Annotated in this window: 20 protein-coding genes and 2 pseudogenes; 12 read left to right on the top strand and 10 right to left on the bottom strand. The window is 62.5% G+C overall.

Annotated elements, in window-relative coordinates:
* The first annotated feature begins 168 nt into the window (after nt 1-168).
* Nucleotides 169-1,452, top strand: coding sequence for an MFS transporter (locus AB3X94_RS14235; protein ID WP_368611912.1), 1,284 nt, complete (start codon nt 169-171; stop codon nt 1,450-1,452).
* Between the two features lie 4 nt (nt 1,453-1,456).
* Nucleotides 1,457-1,903 carry a type II 3-dehydroquinate dehydratase gene (locus tag AB3X94_RS14230; protein ID WP_368611865.1) on the top strand — a complete coding sequence of 149 codons (447 nt, stop codon included), beginning with the start codon at nt 1,457-1,459 and terminating at the stop codon, nt 1,901-1,903.
* 65 nt (nt 1,904-1,968) lie between these two features.
* Here AB3X94_RS14230 and AB3X94_RS14225 read toward each other — a convergent pair whose 3' ends face one another.
* The 3 genes and pseudogenes from AB3X94_RS14225 to AB3X94_RS14215 form a co-directional block, all read right to left on the bottom strand.
* Nucleotides 1,969-2,316, bottom strand: a complete 348-nt coding sequence (locus AB3X94_RS14225; RefSeq protein ID WP_018436310.1) for an NIPSNAP family protein — start codon at nt 2,314-2,316, stop codon at nt 1,969-1,971.
* Entirely contained in the window at nt 2,313-4,034 is a 1,722-nt protein-coding gene (locus AB3X94_RS14220) for an FAD-dependent oxidoreductase (protein ID WP_368611864.1), read from the bottom strand. The genes AB3X94_RS14225 and AB3X94_RS14220 overlap by 4 nt, the downstream gene beginning before the upstream one ends.
* 34 nt (nt 4,035-4,068) lie before the next feature.
* Nucleotides 4,069-4,838, bottom strand: a pseudogene (locus AB3X94_RS14215) (SDR family NAD(P)-dependent oxidoreductase).
* Nucleotides 4,839-4,960: 122 nt separating this feature from the next.
* Here AB3X94_RS14215 and AB3X94_RS14210 point away from each other — a divergent pair.
* Entirely contained in the window at nt 4,961-5,893 is a 933-nt protein-coding gene (locus tag AB3X94_RS14210) for a helix-turn-helix domain-containing protein (protein ID WP_176111169.1), read from the top strand.
* Between the two features lie 25 nt (nt 5,894-5,918).
* Here the strand turns inward: AB3X94_RS14210 and AB3X94_RS14205 are convergent.
* A pseudogene (locus AB3X94_RS14205) lies at nt 5,919-6,113 on the bottom strand (hypothetical protein); the annotation flags it as partial.
* Complete coding sequence (locus tag AB3X94_RS14200) at nt 6,059-6,289, bottom strand: hypothetical protein (protein ID WP_368611915.1); 231 nt, start codon at nt 6,287-6,289, stop codon at nt 6,059-6,061. The gene AB3X94_RS14200 and the pseudogene AB3X94_RS14205, both read right to left, overlap by 55 nt.
* Before the next feature lie 359 nt (nt 6,290-6,648).
* Between AB3X94_RS14200 and AB3X94_RS14195 the strand changes: the two genes are divergently transcribed.
* The 6 genes from AB3X94_RS14195 to AB3X94_RS14170 all read left to right on the top strand — a co-directional run bounded on the left by AB3X94_RS14195 (nt 6,649) and on the right by AB3X94_RS14170 (nt 16,806).
* A complete protein-coding gene (locus tag AB3X94_RS14195; RefSeq protein WP_176111170.1) occupies nt 6,649-9,429 on the top strand; it encodes a glucosidase in 2,781 nt (926 codons plus the stop codon).
* A 365-nt stretch (nt 9,430-9,794) separates the two neighbouring features.
* Nucleotides 9,795-11,009 carry an ABC transporter substrate-binding protein gene (locus AB3X94_RS14190; RefSeq protein WP_368611863.1) on the top strand — a complete coding sequence of 405 codons (1,215 nt, stop codon included), beginning with the start codon at nt 9,795-9,797 and terminating at the stop codon, nt 11,007-11,009.
* Between the two features lie 108 nt (nt 11,010-11,117).
* The gene (locus tag AB3X94_RS14185; protein WP_176111172.1) at nt 11,118-11,993 is read left to right on the top strand and encodes a branched-chain amino acid ABC transporter permease; all 876 of its coding nucleotides are present in this window, start codon (nt 11,118-11,120) and stop codon (nt 11,991-11,993) included.
* 8 nt (nt 11,994-12,001) lie between these two features.
* Entirely contained in the window at nt 12,002-13,942 is a 1,941-nt protein-coding gene (locus AB3X94_RS14180) for an ATP-binding cassette domain-containing protein (protein ID WP_368611862.1), read from the top strand.
* Between the two features lie 53 nt (nt 13,943-13,995).
* Nucleotides 13,996-14,730 (top strand): ABC transporter ATP-binding protein, encoded by a 735-nt coding sequence (locus AB3X94_RS14175; protein ID WP_176111174.1) that lies wholly within the window; start codon nt 13,996-13,998, stop codon nt 14,728-14,730.
* Between the two features lie 420 nt (nt 14,731-15,150).
* The gene (locus AB3X94_RS14170; RefSeq protein WP_368611861.1) at nt 15,151-16,806 is read left to right on the top strand and encodes a sialidase family protein; all 1,656 of its coding nucleotides are present in this window, start codon (nt 15,151-15,153) and stop codon (nt 16,804-16,806) included.
* Nucleotides 16,807-16,872: 66 nt separating this feature from the next.
* Here AB3X94_RS14170 and AB3X94_RS14165 read toward each other — a convergent pair whose 3' ends face one another.
* Nucleotides 16,873-17,619 (bottom strand): S-adenosyl-l-methionine hydroxide adenosyltransferase family protein, encoded by a 747-nt coding sequence (locus AB3X94_RS14165; RefSeq protein WP_176111176.1) that lies wholly within the window; start codon nt 17,617-17,619, stop codon nt 16,873-16,875.
* Between the two features lie 89 nt (nt 17,620-17,708).
* On the bottom strand, nt 17,709-18,686 hold the full coding sequence (locus tag AB3X94_RS14160; protein WP_368611860.1) for a LysR family transcriptional regulator: 978 nt from the start codon (nt 18,684-18,686) through the stop codon (nt 17,709-17,711).
* Between the two features lie 119 nt (nt 18,687-18,805).
* On the opposite strand from AB3X94_RS14160, the gene AB3X94_RS14155 reads away from it, so the two are divergent.
* Nucleotides 18,806-19,627, top strand: coding sequence for an aldo/keto reductase (locus AB3X94_RS14155; RefSeq protein ID WP_368611859.1), 822 nt, complete (start codon nt 18,806-18,808; stop codon nt 19,625-19,627).
* A gap of 10 nt (nt 19,628-19,637) precedes the next feature.
* Here AB3X94_RS14155 and AB3X94_RS14150 read toward each other — a convergent pair whose 3' ends face one another.
* Entirely contained in the window at nt 19,638-21,209 is a 1,572-nt protein-coding gene (locus AB3X94_RS14150) for an MFS transporter (protein ID WP_368611858.1), read from the bottom strand.
* A 159-nt stretch (nt 21,210-21,368) separates the two neighbouring features.
* Between AB3X94_RS14150 and AB3X94_RS14145 the strand changes: the two genes are divergently transcribed.
* Both AB3X94_RS14145 and AB3X94_RS14140 read left to right on the top strand, forming a co-directional pair.
* Nucleotides 21,369-22,271 (top strand): LysR family transcriptional regulator, encoded by a 903-nt coding sequence (locus AB3X94_RS14145; protein WP_368611857.1) that lies wholly within the window; start codon nt 21,369-21,371, stop codon nt 22,269-22,271.
* Between the two features lie 18 nt (nt 22,272-22,289).
* Nucleotides 22,290-22,532: a hypothetical protein gene (locus AB3X94_RS14140; RefSeq protein ID WP_368611856.1), complete on the top strand. Its 243-nt coding sequence runs from the start codon at nt 22,290-22,292 to the stop codon at nt 22,530-22,532.
* A 38-nt stretch (nt 22,533-22,570) separates the two neighbouring features.
* On the opposite strand, the gene AB3X94_RS14135 is transcribed toward AB3X94_RS14140, so the two are convergent.
* Complete coding sequence (locus AB3X94_RS14135) at nt 22,571-23,239, bottom strand: response regulator transcription factor (RefSeq protein WP_176111180.1); 669 nt, start codon at nt 23,237-23,239, stop codon at nt 22,571-22,573.
* Between the two features lie 18 nt (nt 23,240-23,257).
* Nucleotides 23,258-24,163 carry a S1C family serine protease gene (locus AB3X94_RS14130; RefSeq protein ID WP_368611911.1) on the bottom strand — a complete coding sequence of 302 codons (906 nt, stop codon included), beginning with the start codon at nt 24,161-24,163 and terminating at the stop codon, nt 23,258-23,260.
* Between the last annotated feature and the right edge of the window lie 101 nt (nt 24,164-24,264).

Genomic DNA, 24,264 nt, shown 5'->3' with positions numbered 1-24,264 from the left:
TGTGCAATGCAGTTCCGGTCCGGAACGTCCCGCTTTCAGAGCGCAAACAATAGCACTTGTTCGTCGCAGAAACGAACGGTTCAACAAATCAGGCATTCAGGAGACGACATGTCATTTCTTGCTGATTCAGACCTTGCCGCGGAGGAACACTCCGCGCAGGCTCACTCGATGGCGCGCCGGGCGGTGGCAGGCGCGACCGTCGGAACGGCGCTCGAATGGTTCGACTTCGCGCTGTATGGCGTGGTCGCGGCCACGATCTTTCCAAAGCTGTTTTTCCCGTCGCTGGACCCGACCGCCTCACTGCTCGCGTCGCTGGCCAGTTTCTGGGCAGGGCTCGCCGCCCGCCCGCTAGGCGCGGTGATCTGCGGGATGCTCGGGGACCGTTGGGGACGCCGCAAACTGATGCTCATCACCGTGTCGGTAATGGGAGTTTCATCGTTCCTGATGGGACTGCTGCCCACTTACCATCAGGTTGGCATCTTCGCGCCGACGTTGCTGGTGACACTGCGCATCATCCAGGGTTTCGCGCTCGGCGGCGAGTCGACAGGCGCGCAACTGATGGCGGTCGAGCATGCATCTGCGAACCGACGTGGTTTGTATTCGGGCCTGCTTGGCATCTGCTCGCCACTCAGCCAGATTCTCGCCAACTTCTCGCTCTTTACGCTGGCCGCGCTGCTTTCCTCGGACGACTTCGATGCCTGGGGATGGCGAGTCCCGTTCCTCGCAAGCTTCGTGCTGGTGCTGCTGGGCATCTACATCCGCCGGAAGGTGAGCGAGACACCCGCGTTCGAGGCGCTCAAGAAGACTGGCGCTCGCACACGCGCCGCCAATCCGCTAGGCACCGTCTTCAAATATCACTGGCGCACCGCGCTTCGCCTGACGCTGTTCTTCTGTGGCCCGGCGGCGCTGTTTTATCTGATCGTGGTGTTCTCGCTCAGCTATCTGACCAAACACCTCGGCGTACCCAAGCAGACCGGTTTCATGCTGTTGATGGTTGCGAATGTCTGCGCCATCGCGGGCGCGCTGGTCGGCGGTTATCTGAGCGATCGGATCGGACGCAAACGTGCGCTGATGATCGGCTCGTTCTGCACGCTAATCTGCTGCCTGATCTACTTTCCGATTCTCAATCAGAACTCGATCGCGATGACGATGGCCGTGATGGGCGCCTTCCTCGGCTTCACCCAATTCCAGAGCGGCATCCAGCCGGTGTGGTTCGCCGAGTCATTTCCCACCGAGGCGCGCTACACGGGGTCCGCACTGTCGTACTCGGGAGCCAACCTGCTCACCGGCGGTCCGATGCCCATCGTCGCCGTTGCGCTGCTCAATGCCTTCAACGGTTCACCGTGGGCCATCGTAGCCGTTTGCGGCTCGCTGAACCTGATCTCCTTTCTGATGATCGCCATATCCCGCGAAACCAAAGACACGGCTCTCGAACGCTCTTCTACACATTGACACCATGACTCGCAAACTCTACATCCTCAATGGCTCCAACCTGAACATGCTGGGCATGAGAGAGCCGCATCTTTATGGCAGCACGACACTAAAGGACATCGAACGGAACTGCCTCGCACTGGCCGACACCCTGAAGTTCGACTGCGCATTTCGTCAAACCAACAGCGAAAGCGAGTTGATCGACTGGATCCAGGAAGCGTTCCTGCAGGACGCCGCGCTGATCATCAATCCGGCCGGCTTTTCATTCGGTCGGATTCCGGTGCTCGACGCGGTCAAGCTGATCCGCCGGCCGGTCGTGGAATTGCACATCACCAACATCCACCGACGCTCGGAGGAATATCGTCACTCGACGATTTCGGTGGCGGCTACCGCGGTAATTTGCGGGGCTGGTGCGAACGGATACTTGCTGGCGATCCGCGCGATCGACGATCTGTGGGGCAACCAGACCTGAGCCGCCTTCTGTGAGAGAAGCACGCGGGCTCCGCGATGGAGCCCGCTTCTGCGGACAGCTTCGGCTTACTTTGCGACGCTATCCAGCGCGGTGGCGCGAATGAGCCGTGTCTCCTGGGCCGTGATCAGATGGCCCGATGCCTTCAGATAGGCGGGGAAGTCCGGGTGCGTATCGCGTGCCAGGCACCGTCGTTCGTAGTCGGCCAGATCGTCATACCCCCACAGGTGGGTGAACTGGTTCTGCGGCCCGACCATGCTCGTCCAAAAGCCGAGCGGATGTCCAAGCGTCTCGAGCAGGATTGGCATCGCGAGCCTGTCGAACACGTCGAGAAACTCGGGCATCTTGCGTAGCGCGATCGTGTAGACCCGGAAATCCAACAGGGGCTTTGCCAGATACATGGAGCGTGTATTCATGCGCACACCTCCTCTTTGGAAGTCATGGCTTTGGTGGCGATCGCGTTACCGGTGACGAAGCCGAACGTCATATTCGGCCCGTGCGTGATACCGGCGCCCGGATAGTTGCCGCCCATCACGCTGCGCCGGTCATTGCCGACCGCGTAAAGGCCCTCGATCTCGCTGCCGTCGGCCCGCAGCACTTCGCCAGTGACGCTCGTCTCGAGGCCGTCGAAGGTGCCCAGATCGCCCATCACCACCTTCACCGCATAGAAGGGGCCGGTCGCGATAGGCGCAACGCAAGGATTGGGCTTGTGGTCCGGATCGGCGAGATAACGGTTGAACGAGGTGCGACCGCGATGGAACGCCGGGTCTTCTCCGCGCTCGGCATCGCGATTGTAGGCATGGACCGTCATTTCGAGCGCATCGGGAGCGATGCCGCAATTGCGCGCCAGCTCGCCGATCGTGTCGCCCTTGATCAGGTAGCCTTTGCGCAGCAGAGGCCCCACCGGCATCGGTGCGGGCTTGGCATAGCCCAGTCCATACTTGCCCAGCGCCACCTTGTCGCAGATCAGCCACATCGCCGTCTCCCGTTCACCCTCGCAGGCGCGCATCAAAGCGGCGCCAACGTCGTGGTAGGAGTTCGATTCATTGGTGAAGCGCTGACCGCTGCGCAGCACGCCGATCACGCCGGGCTTATACCGGTCGAGCAGATGCGGAAACACGCCAGTGCGGCCCTTGCCGAAGGGCACCTTCGAGACAGGCATCCAGGCCGCCGCATCGGCAAAGCCGAGCTTCACGGCACCACCCACCTTCTCCGCCAGGGTCAGCCCGTCGCCGGTATTGCCGACGGGCGTGGGCGACAGATGCTCACCGCCACGCTTCACATGCGGATAGACGTGCGCGATGCGCTTCAGATCGTGCGGGAAGCCGCCACAAGCCAGCACGACGCCGTGCCGGGCGGTGATTCGAAGCTCACCGTCCGCGGCGCTCGCGCGCACACCGGTCACCTTGCCGCTCTTGCTCAGCAGTTCCTTCACGGGCGTCGAAGTGAGGATCGGGATGTCGATCGCCAGCGCCGACTTCGCGAGCCTCGCGGCGAGCGCGTTGCCGCTCGTGACGTTGATCCCCCGCCGGTAGAGCGCCAGCTCCTTGATGTGCGTAGCCAGACGGCGGGCCACATAGAGGAACGAGACGATCGACTTGGTCGCGCGGAAGAAGTGCTTGAGGTCCGCGTTCGAGGAATTGAACATCATCCCCATGAACGTGATCGTCTCGAGCGGCTGCTTGAGGCGGCGCATGTCCTTGCCCAGCCCGCGAATGTCGTAGGGCGCGGCGAGAATCGAGCGGCCGATGTCGACGCCGCCGGGCGCATCCGGGTGATAGTCCGGATAGAGCGTGGGCACGAACTTCATCTCGGTCTCGCGCTCGAAGAACTCGACCATTTTCGGCCCGTTCTCGACAAAGCACTCGACCGCGGCGGCATCGTAGTTATTGCCCGTCTCGCTCATCATGTATTCGCGCACGCGCTCGACGGTGCCGGTCGGGTTCTGCTGCCGGCCGTATTTGCTGAGCGGAATCCATAAGACCCCGCCCGACAGCGCGGTCGTACCACCGAACACGGGCTCCTTCTCGAGCACGATGACATCGAGGCCGCGCTTGCGTGCAGTGATCGCAGTGGCGAGGCCCGCGGCACCCGATCCGACCACGACCAGATCGCAGGTGATCTCCTTAGTCATATCCAATCTCCTTGTCGTTGTGGTGTGATGGCGCTCACGCGGCCGCGGTAGCGTTGAAGCCGGGGCGCGGAACCATGTCCATCAGCATGCAGTCGAGCCCGCCGTCGACGATCACCTCCGCGCCATTGACGTAGGCAGCCATATCGGAGGCGAGGAACAGCGCCGGGCCGGCCAGGTCTTCCGGCTCGCCGATGCGGCGGCTCGCGGTGGCGGCGGCGCGGCGTGCCTCGAAGCCGGGCTCCTCGTAGAACTTCGCGGACAGCGCGGTGCGGATCATGCCGGGCAGCACGCAGTTGCTGCGCACGCCGCGCGGGCCCCATTCCGCCGCCAACTGCCGCGACAGCAGCAGCACGCCCGCTTTGCTCGGGCTATAAGAACCGCTATTGGTCTGCGGATTGCGCGACGCAATCGACGCAACGGGACGGCGATGGCCTGGTTCCAGTCTTCGATCGAGACCGTCTCGAGAGCTCCGGCGCGCAGCAGCCCTGCATTGTTGACGAGCGCGCTGACCGGCCCGAGCTCCGCGCGAACCTTGTCAGCAGCTGCCGCAACCGAAGCTTCGTCCGACACGTCGCAGCCGATCGCCTGCGCCACCGCACCGGCCTTCCGAAGCTCGGCGGCGACAGCTTCAGCACCGGCAAGATTCCGATCCACGAGCGCCACGTGTGCGCCGACAGCGGCGAAGGCGCGCGCGATGCCGGCACCAATGCCACTGCCCGCACCCGTGACCACGCAGACCTTTCCGTGCAAGTTCAGCGCGTACGGGGTCGAGGCCGCTGCGCGATTTTCAAGTTCCTGTCTCATGTAATTACCTTCCTGAAATATGTATGCGATTACGCTTCCTGATATCCGTATCGCCATTGAACGCCTCGAGCGCCTGTGGAACAATGGACAGAGTCGACATAGAGCAGGACATAACGTGCATCATGGCCTCTGACCAGCCGCGCCGCCGGACCGTGCTGCATTTCGCGCTCTATGGCGCGGAAGCCGACCAGCCTTGGGTTGACATGGTCCATTACGAGCGCATTCCGCTGCGTGCCGGGCGTTTCGACTTCGACATCGAACCGCACGTCCACGATGCGCTGATCCAGGTGCTGTACGTCACCGCCGGCGGCGGCGAGACTTTCATCGACGGCAAGACCTGGGCCGTCCAGGCGCCATGCCTCGTCGTCGTGCCGGCGCGCTCGGTCCACGGCTTTCACTTCCGCAGCGACATCGACGGTCACGTGATCACCGCCGCGCAGTCCGCGCTGGAATCGCTGGCGATGACGGCCGCGCCCGAGCTGCTGGAATTCATCCGCACACCGACGGTGTTGTCGATCGATCCCGACGTGGAGCGCGGCACATCTCTGGACACGCTATTTCAGTCGATCGGGCACGAGGCGGAGAGCCATGAGCGCTGGCAGTTCACCGCGGGCGCCGCACTCACCATCACGCTGTTCGTCAAGATCGGGCGTCTCAGCGAGAGCGCCCGGCTTTCGGCCAGTTCCGAGCAGCGCACGACGGCCGCGCGAATCGAACGGTTCCGCGCCCTGCTCGACCGCCATTGCCGTGAGCGGCGCCCGGTCGCCAGCTATGCCGGCGAGATGGGCGTGACCACCGGCCAGCTCTCCCGCATCTGCCGCGCTACGTTCGGGGTCTCGGCCATCGAGGCGATCGATGCACGCTCGATCCATGAGGCCAAGCGGCTGCTCGGCTATTCGACGCTCAGCGTGAAGCAGATTGCGAGCGAACTGGGCTTTCAGGACGAGGCGTATTTCGGACGCTTCTTCCGCAAGCAGACGGGACTGCGGCCAACCGAATACCGCTCCGCGGCCCACGATCGTTCCTTGCCACCTGAAAAGGCGAGGGCGGACTGACTCGCTCTCGCCCCCCTGAGCCGCGTCAGGACGACAACGCACCCGGCTTCACGAACAGATGCTCTGGCCCGGAGTTGGTCAGATTGCTGCCCCGCACATACTGAATCGGCCTGGCCGGATCGAGCGCGATCTCGCCGATCTTGCGGGCCAGAGCCTTCGTCGCGATCAGCGTCTCCAGCTTGGCGAGCGGCGCACCGAGGCATTTGTGCACGCCGTTGCCCGGGAGGCGCTGATGTGGTGGATCACATAGCCCTTGTTGGGATAGGCACTGTCGGGGTTGGAGACGGTGCATGCATAGGTGAAGTTCGGCAGGCGCTGCGCATAGGGCTCGCCCTCCTCGCAGTCGATGAAACGGGTCACTCCTTCCTCGAAACGGAGGGTTATCTGGTGGGCCATGCCGGTGTCTCCTCCAGAGCCGCCCGAACAGTCCGCTTCGCTGGCGCTGTGTTCGGGCGGGTGGCGCGCGAGGTAATCTTGTTTCTCCCGCAAGCGCCAGGTGGGCTTAATGGCGCCAATTTAGAGCCTGAGCCGCGTTCCCCTCAATGGACAGAGACGACGTTTGCCAGGACAAAACGTGCATCGTGATGGATGCCGGATGACGGTAGTAACCCGCAGCACCCCGGTTCGGAGCCGAACTCAATAAGGCTAAACGGCGCCTATCATCCAGATACCGCCCGGCAGCGCATGCGCCACAGGACCGGCGGGGACTCACGCACTGAAAGTGTTCGGCAGTCGATCCCAGCTTGGGAGGTCTCATGTCATCGCTACGCGCCAACGATCTGCTCCGTTCGAAGGAAGGAATCCGTCTGCATGGCCCGGACCTGGACTGCTGGCGCCGCTGGGGGCCTTATCTGAGCGACCGGCAGTGGGGCACGGTTCGCGAGGACTACAGCGACTACGGAACCGCCTGGGAGTATTTCCCCCACGATCAGGCGCGCAGCCGCATGTACCGCTGGGGCGAGGACGGCATTGCCGGATTCGGCAACGATCCACTCGACTGGTGCGTGTCGCTCGCGCTCTGGAACGGGCGCGACCCCATCCTGAAGGAGCGGCTGTTTGGCTTGACCAATGCGCAGGGCAATCACGGCGAAGACGTGAAGGAGCTTTACTTTTATGTCGATGGCACGCCGACGCACTCGTACATGAAGATGCTCTACAAGTACCCGCACGATGCGTATCCGTATCAGGACCTGATCGGCGAAAACGGCCGGCGCGGCGCCGATCAGCCCGAATACGAAATTCTCGATACCGGCGTGTTCGACAACGATCGCTATTTCGACGTCTGGGTCGAATACGCGAAGCACACACCCGACGACATCGTGATGCGCATCAGCGTCGAAAATCGCGCGGATCAGCACGCGCCACTCCATGTGCTGCCGCTGTTCTGGGCGCGCAACCGCTGGGCCTGGTCTGGCAAGCCCGGCAGGCCCTCGCTGACGCTCGAGACGGAGTCCGCCGAAGGCGCGCGCGTGATCGCGCACAATCCCGCGCTGGGCACGATGATCGTCACGGCCTCGGCGCCGCGGCCGATCGAATGGCTGTTCTGCGAAAACGAAACCAATGTGCGCCGCATTTTCGGCATCGCCGGCGCGGGCCCGTTCAAGGATGGCTTCAACGATTACCTCGTCGATGGCGACGAGCAGGCGATACGCCGCGACGCGGGCACCCGCGCCGCCGCGCACGTGGCGCTGTCGCTCGCGCCGCACGAGCGCGCGGTGCTGTATCTGCGCTGGCGTCCGGCGGCACTAGCGGGCATTACGCGCGACGACGCGCCGCTCGACTTCGAAGCGCTGTTCGCGAGCCGGATCGCGGAGGCCGACGAGTTCTACGCGGCGCTCCAGCACGACATCGCCGACACCGATGCGCGGCTCGTGCAACGCCAGGCGCTCGCCGGCATGCTATGGACGAAGCAGTACTACCAGTTCGACGTGACGCGCTGGCACGACGGCGACCCCGGTCAGCCGAAACCGCCGAAAGGACGTCGGCACGGCCGCAACGCCGACTGGCGGCATATGTGCAACGGCGACGTCGTCTCGATGCCGGACAAGTGGGAATACCCATGGTACGCGTCGTGGGACCTCGCGTTTCATGCCGCAGCGTTCGCGATGATCGATCCCGACTTCGCGAAGAAACAGTTGCTGCTGCTCGTGAAAGAACGGTACATGCATCCGAACGGACAATTGCCCGCGTACGAATGGGCGTTCGGCGACGCGAACCCGCCGGTTCACGCATGGGCGACATGGCGCGTGTACGAACTCGACCGTGAAGTCACGGGCGTCGGCGACCACCAGTTTCTCGAAGTGATGTTCCACAAGCTGCTGCTGAACTTTTCGTGGTGGGTCAACCGCAAGGATGCGGAGGATCGCAACATCTTCCAGGGTGGCTTTCTCGGGCTCGACAACGTCGGGATCTTCGACCGCTCTTCGCCGCTGCCGACCGGCGGCCGCATCGACCAGGCCGACGGCACCGCGTGGATGGCCTCGTATGCGCTCGACCTGATGCAGATCGGACTCGAGCTCGCGATGACGAACAACGCGTACGTCGAAATCGCGGTGAAGTTTTTCGAGCACTTCCTGTATATCGCGGAAGCCGTCGGTTGCAGCGAGGGCTGCAGAACAGGGCTGTGGGACGGCCGCGACGAATTCTTCTATGACGTACTGCATCTTCCGGATGGAACGCGTGTGCCGATGCGCGTTCGCTCGATCGTCGGCCTGATCCCGCTGTTCGCCGTGCATGTGCTCGAAGAACGGATATACGGCCACCTGCCTGGCCTGCGAGAACGGCTCGCGTGGTTTCTCGATCACCGGCCGAACCTGGCCAAGCTCGTGTCGCGCTGGACCGAACCCGGCAAGGGCAATACCACGCTGCTGTCGCTGCTGCGCGGATACCGCATGACGGCACTGTTGCGCCGTGCGCTCGACGAAGAAGAATTTCTGTCCGATCACGGCGTGCGTGCGCTGTCACGCGTGCATCGCGATACACCGTACGAGTTCGATCATGGCGGCGCGCATGTCTGCATCGAGTATCAGCCGGCCGAATCGGATTCGCGCGTATTCGGCGGCAATTCGAACTGGCGTGGACCCGTGTGGATGCCCGTCAACTATCTGCTGATCGAATCGCTGTATGAATTCCATCGCTACTACGGCGACGAGTTCCGCATCGAGTATCCGACGGGGTCAGGCAACCGGTGCTCGCTCAGCGAGATCGCCGACGGTCTCGCACGGCGTGTCACCACCCTCTTTCTGAAGGACGAGCACGGCATGCGACCGGTGATGGCGGCTTATCCGCAGTTGCAGGCCGACCCGCGTTCGTCCGATCTCGTGCTTTTCCACGAGTACTTTCACGGCGACAGCGGGCGTGGCGTCGGCGCTTCGCATCAGACGGGCTGGAGCGGTCTCGTCGCGCTGCTGCTGCAGCCGCGTCTGATGAAGCTGGCCCATGTGGCGTCCGATACCGCTGCCGCTGGCGCTGCCGAAGATGTGCGGGCAGCAGGCGCGCCAGTTGACGAAGACGCACTGCCCACGATGGCGCGATAGGACCCTGGGCTGGATGGGTGACAGTCAGTTGCGCCGTGCCTTGACCGCAAGCGAGGCGTACCTGATCGCATCGTTCGCCACAGCGGTGCTCATTCGAAGTCATCGATCGCGCAATGGCTGAGCGGATCATTGCGCGCCTTGCGGCGCGGGCGAGGTGATGGTTTGCCAGGCTTGGCGACGGGACCGGATTGGCGCTGCCAATAACCGCGCTATTGCACCACGCGGGTAAGCCCGAATATTACACATACATTAACAATTCCATACTCCGTCACGACGGGCGCTCAGGCTCCCTGAGAACGTCCAGTCGGCGTGCATGGAAGTCGCTTCCAGGCTCTGTGCAAAAAAAGACATGCTACGGAGACAGTATGGGAATTCGCTTGAGGAGCGTCGTGAGCGCGCTCGCGTTGTGTGCCCTCATTGACGTCAGTTACGCCGCCGAGCCGATCAAGATCGGTGTCGACGGACCTTTCACCGGCGGTTCATCTTCGATGGGCGTGAGCATGCGCGACGGCGTGCGGCTCGCCACCGCGGAAATCAATAAAGCCGGTGGCGTGCTTGGCCGTCAGATCGTGCTGGTCGAGCGCGACGACGAAGCGAAAAATGAACGCGGCGTACAGATCGCGCAAGAGCTGATCAACAAGGAAAAAGTGGCTGCGGTGGTGGGCTACATCAATACCGGCGTGGCACTCGCGTCTCAACGCTTCTTCCAGGAAGCGAAGATCCCGGTGTTCAACAACGTCGCGACTGGCAGTGTCCTGACGAAGCAGTTCACCGATCAACCGGATAACTACGTGTTCCGCAACGCCGCTGCCGACCGCATTCAGGCGCCGATGATCGTTGAAGAAGCGATCACCAAACGCGGCTTCAAGAAGGTCGCGATTCTCGCGGACTCGACCAATTACGGTCAGCTCGGCCGCGAAGACCTCGAAAAGGCGCTGGCCACTAAAGGCGTGAAGCCAGTTGCCGTAGAAAAATTCAATATCAAGGACGTCGACATGACCGCGCAGCTGCTCAAGGCCAAGGAGGCCGGCGCTGAAGCGGTATTGACCTACGGCATTGGGCCGGAACTCGCGCAGATCGCCAACGGCATGGCCAAGCTCGGCTGGAAAGTGCCGCTGGTCGGCAGCTGGACCCTGTCGATGGCGAACTACATCGACAACGCGAGCACCAACGGCGAAGGCGCCCGGATGCCGCAGACGTTCATTCAGGAAGCGAACACGCCCAAGCGCAAGGCGTTCATCGACGCGTACCTCAAGGAGTTCAAGCCGAAGAACAACCGCATCGAATCGGCGGTGTCCGCCGCCCAAGGGTACGACTCGGTCTATTTGCTGGCCGCGGCGATGACCCAGGCAGGTTCGACCGATGGTTCGAAGGTGCGCGCCGCGCTCGAAAACCTCAACAGCAAGGTGGAAGGCGTCGTGATGGTGTACGACAAGCCGTTCACTCACGACGACCACGAGGCGATCAGCCCGAACGTGCCGGTGGTTGGCGAGGTCAAGGGCGGCCGCGTGATCTATGCGTATGACGCTGATCGCAAGGACGGCAGCCAGTTGCGCAGCAAGCAGGCGTCGACGAACTAAGCGCGGATAAAAGCCCAAATCCAGCGCGGCAGCATGCTCCAAAGCCGCACCCGCTCGCCAGCGGGGGCGGCTTTGTTTTATAGATGGTGAACTCTAAGGCGCTCGACGATGACCATTCTTTTACAGCTCATCTATAGCGGGATCGCACTCGGCATGATCTACGCCGTGATCGCATTCGGCTACCAACTCACATTCGCGACTTCCGGCACGCTGAACTTCGGCCAGGGCGACGCGCTGATGCTCGGCGCGCTGGTCGGCCTCACGCTGGTTTCGCTCGGCGTCAACTATTGGCTGATGATCCCGCTCGTCTGCGCGTTCGGTCTGTTGCAGGGCGCGTTCGTCGAACGGATCGGGGTGCGGCCCGCGATCAGGATCAAATCCGAATTCGGCTGGATCATGTCGACGATTGCGCTAGGCATCATCTTCAAGAACGTCGCGGAAAACGTCTGGGGGCGCGACGATCTGCGCTTCCCGTCGCCGCTGCCGGAAGCGCCGCTCAAGGTGTTCGGCGCCAACGTTCTGCCGATGGAACTTCTGGTGGTCGGCGGCGCGCTCGCGATGATGCTGGCCGTCGAGTTCTTCAACCGCAGGACGATCTTCGGCAAGGCCGTCGTGGCCACGGCGAACGACCGCGACGCCGCCGCGCTGATGGGCATCAACACCGGCCTCGTGATCACGTTTTCGTATGCCCTCTCGTCGCTGACCGCCGCGTTCGCCGGCGTGCTGATCGCTCCGCTCACGCTGACCGGCGCGACGATGGGCGCGGTGCTCGGCCTCAAGGCGTTCGCAGTGGCGATCATCGGCGGTCTCACCAGCGGTTTGGGCATTCTTGTCGGCGGCGTGATTCTCGGCATCGCCGAGACCACTACCGGCTTCTATCTCTCCACCGGCTATAAGGATGTGCCGGGGCTGGTCCTGCTGCTCATCGTGCTCGCGATGAAACCCGCCGGGCTGTTCGGCAAGACTTCAATCAAGAAAGTGTGAGGGCCGCCGTGAATCTGAAGAAACTCGTTGCGACGGCACTCGTGCTGATCGCGCTTGCGGTGTTCCCGGTGCTATCGGGCAATCCGTACTACATCCATCTGGTCGAGACCATCATGATCTACGCGATCCTGCTGTTCGGTCTCGACATCGTGGTCGGCTACACCGGCCAGGTTTCGCTCGGGCATGCGGGGCTGTTCGGGGTTGGCGCCTACACGGCGGGCGTGCTGTTCATGAAGCTCGGCTTGCCGATTTTCGTGACCGCGCCGCTCGCGATTCTCGTCACGGCCGGCTTCGGCGCGATCCTCGCGCTGCCCGCACTGCGCGTGTCCGGCCCCTACCTCGCGATGGTGACGCTCGCGTTCGGCACGATCCTTCAGATTCTCATCAACGAGATGGATTTTCTGACCAACGGGCCGATGGGCGTCAAGATTCCGAAGCCGTCGCTCGGTGCGCGGCCGATGAACGAAGTCGAGTACTACTGGCTCGTCGCGGCTCTGCTGGTGGCCTCGCTGATCGTCGTGCACCGGGTGCTCAAGTCGCATCTTGGCCGGGCCTTCGAAGCCCTGCGAGACAGTCCGATCGCGTCGGACTGTATGGGCGTATCGGTGTACCGCTACAAGGTCTACGCGTTCGTGATAAGCGCGGGCTTCGCCGGTCTGGCCGGCTGCCTCTACTCGTATTCGGAGCAGTACATCTCACCGAATACCTACAACTTCGAGCTGACCATCCTGTTCCTGCTCGCGATCATCATGGGCGGGCGCAAGACGCGCACCGGCGCGGTGCTCGGCTCGGCGATCATCGTGCTCCTGCCCAAGCTGCTCGATGACATCGATATGTTCCGCATCGTCGCATCGGTGCTGGCAGCAGCGGTAGTGATCGGCGCAGGCATAGCGCTCGCGCGCAAGGTGTCGACGCCACGCAAGGTGGGGATTCCGGTATTCGGTACGGTGGGGCTCGCCGCGTTTTCGTACTGCATCGACACGCTCGCCGACTGGCGGCTGAGCATCTTTGGCCTGATGATCCTGCTCGTCGTGTACTACCTGCAGGACGGCGTGATCGGATTCGTGCGCAAGAGCATGATGGGCGGCGTGGTGCGCGCGAGCACCGTCGACGCCGATCAACCCGCGACCATCGGCGCAGACGCGGTCGCCGCCGTGCACGCGGGCGACACGGAAGAAATCCTGCAACTACGCGGCATCCTGATGCAGTTCAGCGGGCTCAAGGCGCTCAACCAGGTCGACCTGAGCGTGCGGCGTGGCACGGTTCACGGACTGATCGGCCCTAATGGCTCCGGCAAGAGCACGATGATGAACGTGTTGACCGGCATCTATGTGCCGACCGCGGGCTCGATCGAGTATCGCGGCATGTCGCTCGCGGGCAAGACTTCGTCGCAGATCGCGTTGGCGGGCATCGCACGCACCTTCCAGAACGTGCAGCTGTTCGGCGAGATGAGCGCGCTCGAAAACGTGCTGGTCGGCTTGCATCACACGTTTCGCGCACATATCGCGGACGTCGGACTGATGTCCCCGCGGTACCGGCGCGAGGAGTGCGCCGCCCGTGAGCGCGCGTTGGGCATGCTGCGTTTTGTCGGGCTAGAACATGCGGCCGGCGAAGAAGCGCGCAACCTGCCCTACGGCAAGCAACGGCTGCTGGAAATCGCGCGGGCGCTCGCGCTCGATCCGCAAGTGCTGCTGCTCGACGAACCGGCGGCCGGCCTGACCGCGCCCGACATCAAGGAGCTGGTCGCAATCATCCGCAAGGTGCGCGATCACGGCATTACCGTCGTGCTGATCGAACATCACATGGACGTCGTGATGAGCGTCTGCGATCGCGTGTCGGTGCTCGACTTCGGGCAGAAGATCGCGGAAGGCAAGCCGGCCGACATCCAGTCGAACGAAAAAGTCATTGAGGCGTATCTCGGCGGCGAGGCGGCGGGGCAAGCGGCCTGAGCCGCCCCCCCTTCCTCGACCCACGAGATACACAGGAACACTCAGGAACACACATGCTATCGGTCAAGAATCTGCATGCAGGATACGGCAAGGTGAAAGTGCTGCACGGCATTTCGATCGACGTGCCCAAGGGCTCGGTCGTCACGCTGATCGGCTCGAACGGCGCGGGCAAAACCACCACGATGCGCGCGATCTCCGGCATGATCCGCGCGAGCGACGGCGAAATCACGATGGGCGTGGGCGCGAGCGCAAAACGGATCGACGCACTCGACTCGCATCGCATCGCGCGTCTCGGGCTCGCGCATTCGCCGGAAGGACGGCGCGTGTTCGCGACGATGAGCGTGCACGACAACCTGATCCTCGGCGCCTTTCCACGCCTCACGTGGGCGCGTCCGCGCGGCGACGTGAACGCCGATCTGGAACGCGCGATCGAACTCTTTCCGCGTCTGAAAGAGCGGCGCCATCAACTGGCCGGCACCCTCTCCGGGGGCGAGCAGCAGATGCTCGCGATGGCGCGCGCGATCATGCTGAACCCGGAACTCGTGCTGCTCGACGAACCTTCGATGGGGCTCGCACCGATACTCGTCGAAGAGGTCTTTCGCATCATCGAGAATCTGAAGGGCCAGGGCGTGACGATGCTGCTCGTCGAGCAGTTCGCCGCGGCGGCGCTCAACGTGGCCGATTACGGTTACGTTCTGGAGAACGGCCGGATCGCCGCGCATGGGCCGGCGCTGCAATTGCGCAACGATCCGTCAGTGAAGGCCGCTTATCTGGGAACGAGTCATTGACGTAACTCAGGGCATCCCCTGGGTCTGTAACGCCCTAGGTGGCTTCTTTTAATCCACGCCCGCTCTCTTTTCAGAGCGGGTTTTTTTGGTTCGTCGATCTCAAACGCCACGTTTCTGCAGCGGATACATTCTTCGACCGTCATCGTGGAATCGCCGCAATCATCATGCCATGCCAGCAATGCCGGGGATGTCAGTAACGAAATGGCATACGCAAAGATTTATTCACACAAGTTCTGTCACCGCGACCTAGTGTGTTTCGGTAGATACATGCATTGCTGCATGTCTTCGGCGGACGGCAGCATGCATCGTTCTGCGCTGGGAAAAGACGTTTTCATATGTATCGGAAGGTCGGAAGTGATGGCACCGGCAATGGAAAGCCGGCAATTCACAGGCGTTTTCCCCTTTTTCGCGAGGCCCAGAATGAAAATGAATTTCAGTTGCCTATCCCGGTCTGTTTTGCAGGGCATTGCAGGTGCTGGAGTCGTCGCGCTCGCATGCTCGATCGCCCCAGGCGCGCACGCGCAAACGCTGGGATCGCTCGTCCAGGTAGCCGCGGGCGACCCATTTAGCGGTTGCACTGCCGACCAGCTGAACGCGCAGGAGTCGGCATTCGGCAGCGTCCTGTTTCCCGCCACCTCGATCGAGCCCTGGGTTGCGGTGGACCCGACGGACCCGGCTCGCCTGCTCGTCGGCCACCAGCAGGATCGCTGGAGCGACGGCGGCTCACGCGGCCTCGTCGGCGTCGTCTCCAACGATGCGGGCAGCACCTGGTCCAACTCGATTCCGTCCGGCGTGACTGACTGCACTGGCGGCAAATTCCGCCGTGCTTCCGATCCCTGGGTGGACTTTGCGCAAGACGGAACGGCCTTCTTCTTCTCTCTGGTGCTGGACCCCGCGAAACCGACCACGCCGTTTGGCGCGCGCAATAGCGGAATGCTGGTCAGCCGCTCCAGCGACCACGGTGCAACCTGGCAGACTCCCGTTACGCTGATCCGCAGCAGCTCGCCGCACGTGCTCAATGACAAGAACTCGCTCACTGCGGACCCGACGGCGACCAACTACGTCTATGCGGTTTGGGACCAGTTGAGCGTGTTCCCGCCAACGAAGGAAGGCGCCCAGTTGCTCGCGGAAAACGATGGCGTTCTGATCGCGCGGCAATTGCGTAACGGTGCAGCATCCGCGGCGGGCGGCGCCCCCGTATTCAAGTTCAATTCCACCGGCCCGAGCTTCTTCTCGCGATCCACTGACAAAGGCGTGACATGGAGCACCGCCGCCCCGATTTACCAGCCGGGGACGAACGCACAGACAATCGACAACATGGTGCGCGTGTTGCCTGATGGAACCCTGCTTGATTTCTTCACGGCGATCAATGCCACGCCGTCGGGCCTGAGCATCGGCTACATCAAGTCTGCGGATAAAGGCGGAAGCTGGTCGGCGCCGACATTCACCAACGACATTCAGGTGGCCGGAGTGGTCTCACCTGACAGCGGCCAGTCGATACGCGATGCCTCCATTCTTTACAGTGTCGCCGTGAACCCGGTCTCGGGGGCGATCTATCTCACCTGGCAGGACGATCGCTTTTCGTCCGCGACCTGCACCACGCCCACTGGATCGATTCCGGTCGACGCGATCGCCTTCAGCGAATCGACAGATGGCGGTGCTACCTGGTCAACGCCAGTGATGATCAACCAGACGCCGACAAACGAAGCCCACCCCTGCCGTCAGCAGGCCTTCATTCCGGCGGTCGTGTCGTCGGGCGACGGCAATACGATCGTGGTGACCTACTACGACTTTCGTAACGACACGAACACACCCGCCGGCTTCGAGGGAACCGACTATTTCGCAGTGTTCTGCTCGCCTGCGACTGCGTGTACCGATCGCGCGAATTGGAGTACTGAACTCAAGCTGACCGACACCTCGTTCAACATCCTTAACGCTCCCGTGGCGGGCGGCCATTTCCTCGGCGACTACATGGGGCTGGCTGCTAGTGGTTCGAAAACTGTCTACCCGGTATTCGGCGTAGCCACGGGGCCCAACGTGACGGACGAATTCACCCGCAAGATCACCTTGCCGTGAGCGCAAATGGGCGGCGACGGAGAAGGTCGCCGCCCATCCGCGACGCTCCAACTCTGATAGCGCGCGCTACACCGATTCGCCGCCCTCCTTCACCTGGACCGCATCTCCGACACGTACGCCAAGCTGTGTCGCGGCGCTGCCGCGATTCACGGCGATCTCGACGAGCCCGATCGAGTTCTCGTACCAGAAAGCTCGACCGGCCGTTACATCGGAAAAGACCCGCGCATATTCGACATCGGCATCTCCGATGCCAAGCCGTGCAGACCTCGGCACGGTTCCGGCCCGCAGCCCCGTCAGCGCATTGCCGTAGTGATCGACGTAAATGACCTCGGCGCAATCGCCCGCATCCAGTTGCACGCTCAAGCCTGTCCTCTCAACGAGCTTGTCGGAAGGCAACTCGCCGCGGCTCACCCATGCCGCCATCGGGGCGAACAGATCGCGACCGTGAAATGAGGCGGAAAGCGCGGCGGGACGCCATGTAATCCGCCAGGTCCGGGTATGCGCCGCGCGCGCCGCCACGACCGAGAGCAGCCCGTTGTCCGGCCCGACGAACCGCTGCCCGTCGGCTTGCAGCACGACGGCATCCCGCTCGCTACCGACGCCGGGATCGACCACGGCAAGGAACACACAATCCGGCGGATACCACCGTGCTATCGCCGCGAGTAGATGCGCGCCTGCCCGCGGGTCGTAGTTCGGGGCAGTATGCAGCACATCGATAATGGGGGTGCCGGCTGCCGCGTGTCGCAGCAAAGCGACCCTTACCTGCCCGACATAGATGTCGTCGGCCCCGAAATCGGTAAAGAGTGCGAGCATCGCATAGCCTCCTTGCAGTCCTGTGCCGCCTCGCCGGTCAGTGTTCGTTAAATATTCGAAATCCCCGCTCCTCGCCTTCTCCGCACATATCAGCGCGAGCGGGAACGCGAACGCCTCGATGGAGATCGGCTCCGCTTTGCTTGCCCCGAGGTCGCGGACTCATTTGGCGTGATCTGGGCATCAACGCAGAACGCGATGAACGCCTGCACCTTTGCGGCCAGGTGCCGCCGCGACGGATAGAGCGCATATAGAGGGAAACGTTCATCCGGCCAGTCCGGAAACAGATCGACGAGCTCGTGCTGTGCGATCAGTGTTTCCGTGCCGATCGACATGACCTGGGCGATTCCTGCGCCCGCTACGCAAGCGTTCAGCATCGTGCCGACATCGGAGACCAGCAGCCGCCCGGAGACCGGGATGCTGATGACTTCCTTGCCCCGCTGGAACTCCCATTCAAAGGGGCGTCCCGATAAGGGATTGTAGAAAAGTATGCGTTCGTGATCGACGACGTCATCAGGACAGTTGGGGCGGCCGTTGCTTTCAAGGTAAGCCGGAGACGCAACCGTGATGATCCGCGCTTCCAGCAGCTTGCGAGCAACCAGAGTACCAACCGGTGGCGGCCCGAAGCGTATCGCAAGGTCGAAGCCATCCGCAACGAGATCGCCCACGTCATCGCGCATGATCAATTCCACCGAAAGCTCTGGAAACTGCCGCAGAAATCCGGGCAGCTTCGACGCGAGGACGGTCCGAGAAAAGAACGGGTCCACGTTGACGCGCAACTTGCCTTGGACCACGCCGGCAGAACCCGATGCTGTACTTGCCGCGCACTCGATGCCGACCAGATGTGGGCTGACAGTCTGGTAGAGACGCCTTCCTTCGTCGGTCAAGGTTTGCGATCGGGTCGTACGGTCGAGCAAGCGGACGCCGATCTGCTTTTCCAGCCGGCTTATCGCTCTGCTTACGCCGGACGGAGACACGCCGAGCGCCTCCGCGGCACGAACGAAACTTCCGCTTTCGGCGACAGCGGCAAGCACCGTTATCCCCGCGAACAATCGACCGTCGAAGGTCATGATGCGCCTCGAATACTGATGGATTCGTGATTTTAATCATTTCAGATTTGATTGAACCATACTTTATTCATCAATGGGCGCGTGAGACATTAGACGCCTCACCAACACGGAGGAACAGCATGGAAACGATCAAACGAGGAGAACTCGCCATACCGCGCCTGGGCTTCGGTACGTTCCGCATGCCCGGCAACGACTGTCAGCCGGTCGTAGAAAGCGCGCTGGAAGTCGGCTATCGGCATATCGATACCGCCGAGATGTACCAGAACGAAGAATCGGTGGGGGCCGCCATCGCCGGCTCGGGCATCGCGCGGGACGAGTTATTCGTGACGACCAAGGTATGGCACGAGAACCTCGAACCCGATGCCCTGCGCCGCGCATTTGCCAGGAGCCTCGAGAAGCTGCGACTTGATTTCGTCGACCTCTACATGATCCATTGGCCGTCCCGCGACATGAATCTTGCGGCTGCTTTGGAGACGCTCATGCAGATCAAGGAGGCGGGGCTTACCCGCGGCATCGGCGTCTGCAATTTCAATATGCCGTTGATCGAGGCGGCCGTTGAGGACATAGGCGCACCGATCGCCTGTCATCAACTTGAATATCACCCGTTCCTGGATCAGTCCGCGATGCTCGCCTATCTGCGCTCGAAAAACATCCCGTTGGTCGCGTATGCGCCGCTCGCACAGGGACGCGCGGCAAGCGATGCGACATTGGCGCGGATCGGCAGCAAGCACGGTGCGACTGCCGCACAGATTGCAATTGCCTGGCTGCTCGATCAGAACGACGTTATTGCGATCCCCAAGGCGCAGCGGCGCGAAAGCCAGCAAGCAAATCTGAATGCACTGGCTGTTCGACTCGACGACGATGACCGCAAAGCAATCGCAGCGCTTCGCAAGGATCAGCGTTATGTCGTTCCCCCCTTCGCTCCCCAATGGGACGCGTGATTCAGCAGGCTTACATGCTCGGGCGACGGGCACACTCATCCAGCGCAGAGTTCGGACGATGCGCGTACGTGCCCAGTCCGAACGCGACGACGCTGAGCAGCGCCAAAGCCCATACACAGATCACGGCGTACAGCATCACGAGACCCAAGCCGTGCACGAGCGCCGCATGAGCGATCACGCCATGCGGATCGGCGGTTGCGAGTTTCGCGCTGTCCCGCGTCAGATGCGCGATATTGCCTGCTGCCACCTTTTGCGCGAGAAAACGCAGCGACGAGGTTTCGGAAGGGCCGGGAAGCGCGCGAGATAGATAAGAAAGCACACCCTCGAAGAGTATGTAACCCATCAGCGCGATATTGATGGCCAGGCTGATCAGCCTCGCGCTCATATCGATACCCGAGGCCATGCCCGCGCGGTTCGACGAGACCGAGCCGGTCGCAGTATTGGTGACCGGCGTGTTGGTCATCCCCAGCCCGATTCCGCTCAACAGGCACCCCGGCAGCATCGTGAGCCAACTGGCCTGCTCCACGCCAGCTCCGCACCTCATCAGGATGAAGCCGAGACCGATAATGAACAGTCCGAGCGGAATGACCCTGCGCGCATCGAAGCGCAGCGCAAGCCGCTCGGCAAATGGCGGCACGATGAGCGTGGGTAGCGTATAGGCGAGCAGCGACAGTCCGGACTTCACATCCGTGTAGCCGAGCGCGCCCTGAAAATAGATCGGCAGATAGATCATGAACGGCCAGTAGCTGAAGTTCATGCCCATCGATCCGCATATCGCACCTGAAAACCGGCGGGTCCGGAACATGGAAAAGTCGAACATCGGCCGACGACTACGCTTCTCGACGAGGATGAACGCGATAAAACTCGACGCCGTCGCCGCGACGATGCCGAGCGCGGCGGGGCTCTCCAAGCCGAGATCCGGACCTTGCGTAATCAAATAGACGAGACCGAAACACGACGCGGAAAGCGTGAGCATGCCAGCAACGTCCAGGTGTTGCGCGTGCGGGTCGCGGGACTCCTGCACACCCGCGAAGACGAGACCTAGTGCCACGATCGAGATCAACGCGTGGACGAGGAACACCCACTGCCAGTTGGCGACTGCGACGATCATGCCGCCGATGATCGGACCAAACCCAAGGCCGATGCCAAAGATGATTCCCCAAGCGCCAAACGCTTTGCTGCGGTCGCGCCCTTCCTGAAACTGATGCGACAGCACCGCCACCTGGCAGATCAGCATCGCTCCGCCGCCCATCCCTTGAAAAAAACGGCTGACGATCAGGACCGGCGCACTCTGTGCGAGGCCGCAGATGAGCGAGGTGATCCCGAACATCACGATGCTGGCCACGTAGATGCGTTTGCGTCCGAAACGGTCTGCCAGCGCGCCGGTGCCCATCAGCACGGTGGTGCACGCGAGCGTGTAGGCGTTCATGATCCATTGAATCTCCTTGAAATCGGCGTGCAGCACGCCTTCAAGGGTGGAGAGCACCGTCGGCACACTGGAAATTTCGAGGCCGAACATCAGCGAGGTCAGGCATACCGCGGCGAGCGCCACGGCATTTTTGGAAGGGGTGGCGAGTGTCATGAGATATCGCAGGGAAAAGGTGCGTTTGCGAGTACACGTCGGCGTGCACGGAGGGAGCTGATCGACCAGCAGCATCACGTCCGATGTACTATAACGGGAACCAGTGTCCCTATTGAGGCGGTTTTTTCCCACGACTTATTCCCCCGCGGACCCAATTCGATGGATCAACTCGATGGCGTAGCGGTCTTTGTCAAGGTGATCGAAGCCGGTAGCTTTACGGTTGCGGCCGAACGCATGCACCTCACGCGGTCGGCCATCGGCAAAGTGATTGCGAAGCTCGAGGCGCGCCTCGGCGTACGCCTGCTCCAGCGCACGACGCGTAGCCAGACACTGACGGAGGCTGGGCGCAGCTACTACGATCGATGCGTCCGCGCGCTTGCCGAGCTGGACGCCGCCGAAGCCGAACTGGAGACCGGATACAGCGAGCCACGCGGTCGCCTGCGGGTCAGCGCGCCGCTCGCATTCGGCCACCATTGCGTCGCTCCGGTGTTGTTCGGACTGGCACGCAAGCACCCCAAACTACAGATCGACATCTCGTTTACAGACCGGGCAGTCGATCTCGTTGAAGAAAACATCGATCTTGCGGTGCGCATCGGCGCTTTGCGCGACAGCACGAGTCTCGCCGCACGGCATCTCGGCGTTCAGGAAACCAGCATCGGAGCGGCCCCGGCGTATCTTGCGCGGCATGGGACGCCCGTCGATATCGACGATTTCGCGAAGCATGCGGGCATCGCTTACTCGCGCGCCGGCGTGGTGTCGCCATGGCGCGTACTCGACACGGACGGGGTTGAACGGGAATTGCTGATCAAGCCGCAACTGAGCCTCGACGATATCCAGGCGATTGCCGGAGCCGGTGTCGCCGGTCTGGGGCTCGTGCAGTTGCCATGCTGGTTGCTGACACGATATGTGATGACGGGCGAACTCGTCGCGGTGAGGGAGCGTTGCGGCGTGCGACCACAGGACATCCACGCGGTGTGGCCGAACACGCGATATCTTCCATCGAAGACTCGTTGCGCGATCGATGCACTGATTGCGGAGATCGCACCGATGATTCTTCGTTGAGGTGCGTGAAGCCGAGCCGTGCGGACGATTGCCGAGACCGCACGTGCAAGGTTCGAGGGAATGCCCGGGCTACGTTCAAAGGCTTTCACGCTCAATTCCGCAAAGCGTGAAGCCACGAACTTCTACGTTTGGGAATCGGAGGACGCAGCCAAAGCGTTCTTCACCGATGCGCTCCGCGAGCGAGTAACCGGTCTTTACGGTGTACGCCCCGACGCCGAGTTCGTGCGGATTGCCGCGCTAGTGGAAAACGCACGAACATGACATCGTCCAGCGTCGTGGGTGGAGAAACACGAGCTTTTCTACACCATGATGAATCCGTGCCGCATGCCGAGCATCACCGCCTCGGTGCGGTTGGTCGCACCGAGTTTGCCGAAGATGGACGACAGGTGGAATTTCACCGTGTTGTCGGAGATGTCGAGTTGCCGCGCGATCTCCTTGTTGCCGAGTCCGTCGGCGAGCATCGCCAGCACCTCGATCTCTCGAAACGTCAACGCTTCGAACGTTTCGCCGGGTGCCTTCTGGCGCGACGGTCTCGTTTCCGCGAGCAGCCTTGCGAGGATGTCGGGCGTCAGCACGCAAAGGCCCGCGGCCACGGCTTCGATGGAGACGACGATTTCGGCTGGCATCGCGTTGCGCGGCAGGATGGCTACTGCGTCGGTGGGCAACCCATCGAGCATCCAGTCGCTGTCCGGGTCGTCGCTCAACAGCACGAGCGACGGCGTAGCGTGCGAGAGTTCGAGTAGAGTCTTGGACGCGTCGCTTGCCTCCGGCGCGGTGTCGGTGACGATCACATCCGGCACCGATCCGGCGAGGCAATCGACGAGCTTTTCGGCATCGGCTGCGCTACCCAGGAACTCGAGTGCCGGGTTCGCCTCGACAAGCGCTTGCAGGCTTGCGCGCTCTTGCCACGATGCCGCAATCACTGCGACCCGCAAAGGCGCCGTCTGTCTCGTCCGTCCATCCGACATTTCGTCCCTTCCCGGACCTCATCTGCACGAATTCCGTTGGGGTCGTTCGCCCACTGTTACCGAACACGCATGGCGTTCGCCACCTCGGATCAAGGCAATCTGCAACTGCTGCCCAACGCTTGCGGAGCCCAGCGCGGCACTTACGTCGCCCATGTCGCGGCAAGGCTTGCCGTCCAGTTCGATCAGTACATCGCCTATCAGCACGCCCGCCTGCTCCGCAGGGCCGCCCGGCGCAAGCGAGTTGATCAACAAGCCACTGCCGAACGACAGGTTCATTTCCTTGACCCAGGCGTCCGGCAGGCCGACCCGCTGCGTGCCGACACCAAGGTAGCCCCGCGACACGCGCCCTTTCGCCAATAGTTCATCGGTGACGCGCTCCACGGTCGTCCCGGGAATCACGATGCCGGCGCCGCGCATCAGTGCCGACGTGCAGATGCCGACGACCTGCCCGCGCATATCCGCGAGGGCCGCCCCGGAAAAACCCGGGCGCAGACCGCCGTCCAGTCGCACGAACGCATCGAGTTGTCCGCCTCTCCACGTGCGCCAGGCCCCCCCCACGCCGCCGATCACGCCAAAATCAGCGCTAACGCCGGAATCATCCGCACGGGCGACGGCGAGCGCAAGATGACCCGGCTTCAGTGAGTGGGCGTCGCCGGAATCGATCGGGTCGAGATCGACGCCGTCCAGTTTCAGCACGCCGACGTCGGAGCCCGGGTCCAGACCCGCGAGGACCGCGGCGACCGTACGGCCGTCGGTCAACGTGACTTCGATCCCTTCCTCGCGCCTGAGCGTGTGTGCGGCGGTCACGACGACGCCACGGCGCCAGATTACGCCGCTCGACGGCATGCGATGCCGGCCGTGTACCGCCACGACACTCCGCCCCACTCGCGCGACGATGTCTGCCAGATTGTCCGAGAGATCCATCAAAGGATTGCTGCTCGAGGATGTGGTTTCCATTTCAAGCCCCCTGCCCATTGCGTTATGACGACGGATTCACAATGACAGAACCACAGGGGGCGCACACC

Source organism: Paraburkholderia sp. BR10923 (assembly GCF_040948765.1).
In the GTDB taxonomy this organism is placed as follows: Bacteria; Pseudomonadota; Gammaproteobacteria; order Burkholderiales; family Burkholderiaceae; genus Paraburkholderia; species Paraburkholderia youngii.
The sequence above is the reverse complement of the archived record's forward strand: the minus strand, read 5'-3'. Positions and strand labels throughout refer to the sequence as shown.

Bases quoted from the DNA above. Each gene is read 5' to 3' on its own strand.
- AB3X94_RS14235 (WP_368611912.1), top strand. From the start codon at position 169: ATGGCGCGCCGGGCGGTGGCAGGCGCGACCGTCGGAACGGCGCTCGAA.
- AB3X94_RS14230 (WP_368611865.1), top strand. From the start codon at position 1,457: ATGACTCGCAAACTCTACATCCTCAATGGCTCCAACCTGAACATGCTG.
- AB3X94_RS14225 (WP_018436310.1), bottom strand. From the start codon at position 2,316: ATGAATACACGCTCCATGTATCTGGCAAAGCCCCTGTTGGATTTCCGG.
- AB3X94_RS14220 (WP_368611864.1), bottom strand. From the start codon at position 4,034: ATGACTAAGGAGATCACCTGCGATCTGGTCGTGGTCGGATCGGGTGCC.
- AB3X94_RS14210 (WP_176111169.1), top strand. From the start codon at position 4,961: ATGGCCTCTGACCAGCCGCGCCGCCGGACCGTGCTGCATTTCGCGCTC.
- AB3X94_RS14200 (WP_368611915.1), bottom strand. From the start codon at position 6,289: ATGGCCCACCAGATAACCCTCCGTTTCGAGGAAGGAGTGACCCGTTTC.
- AB3X94_RS14195 (WP_176111170.1), top strand. From the start codon at position 6,649: ATGTCATCGCTACGCGCCAACGATCTGCTCCGTTCGAAGGAAGGAATC.
- AB3X94_RS14190 (WP_368611863.1), top strand. From the start codon at position 9,795: ATGGGAATTCGCTTGAGGAGCGTCGTGAGCGCGCTCGCGTTGTGTGCC.
- AB3X94_RS14185 (WP_176111172.1), top strand. From the start codon at position 11,118: ATGACCATTCTTTTACAGCTCATCTATAGCGGGATCGCACTCGGCATG.
- AB3X94_RS14175 (WP_176111174.1), top strand. From the start codon at position 13,996: ATGCTATCGGTCAAGAATCTGCATGCAGGATACGGCAAGGTGAAAGTG.
- AB3X94_RS14170 (WP_368611861.1), top strand. From the start codon at position 15,151: ATGAAAATGAATTTCAGTTGCCTATCCCGGTCTGTTTTGCAGGGCATT.
- AB3X94_RS14165 (WP_176111176.1), bottom strand. From the start codon at position 17,619: ATGCTCGCACTCTTTACCGATTTCGGGGCCGACGACATCTATGTCGGG.
- AB3X94_RS14160 (WP_368611860.1), bottom strand. From the start codon at position 18,686: ATGACCTTCGACGGTCGATTGTTCGCGGGGATAACGGTGCTTGCCGCT.
- AB3X94_RS14155 (WP_368611859.1), top strand. From the start codon at position 18,806: ATGGAAACGATCAAACGAGGAGAACTCGCCATACCGCGCCTGGGCTTC.
- AB3X94_RS14150 (WP_368611858.1), bottom strand. From the start codon at position 21,209: ATGACACTCGCCACCCCTTCCAAAAATGCCGTGGCGCTCGCCGCGGTA.
- AB3X94_RS14145 (WP_368611857.1), top strand. From the start codon at position 21,369: ATGGATCAACTCGATGGCGTAGCGGTCTTTGTCAAGGTGATCGAAGCC.
- AB3X94_RS14135 (WP_176111180.1), bottom strand. From the start codon at position 23,239: ATGTCGGATGGACGGACGAGACAGACGGCGCCTTTGCGGGTCGCAGTG.
- AB3X94_RS14130 (WP_368611911.1), bottom strand. From the start codon at position 24,163: ATGGATCTCTCGGACAATCTGGCAGACATCGTCGCGCGAGTGGGGCGG.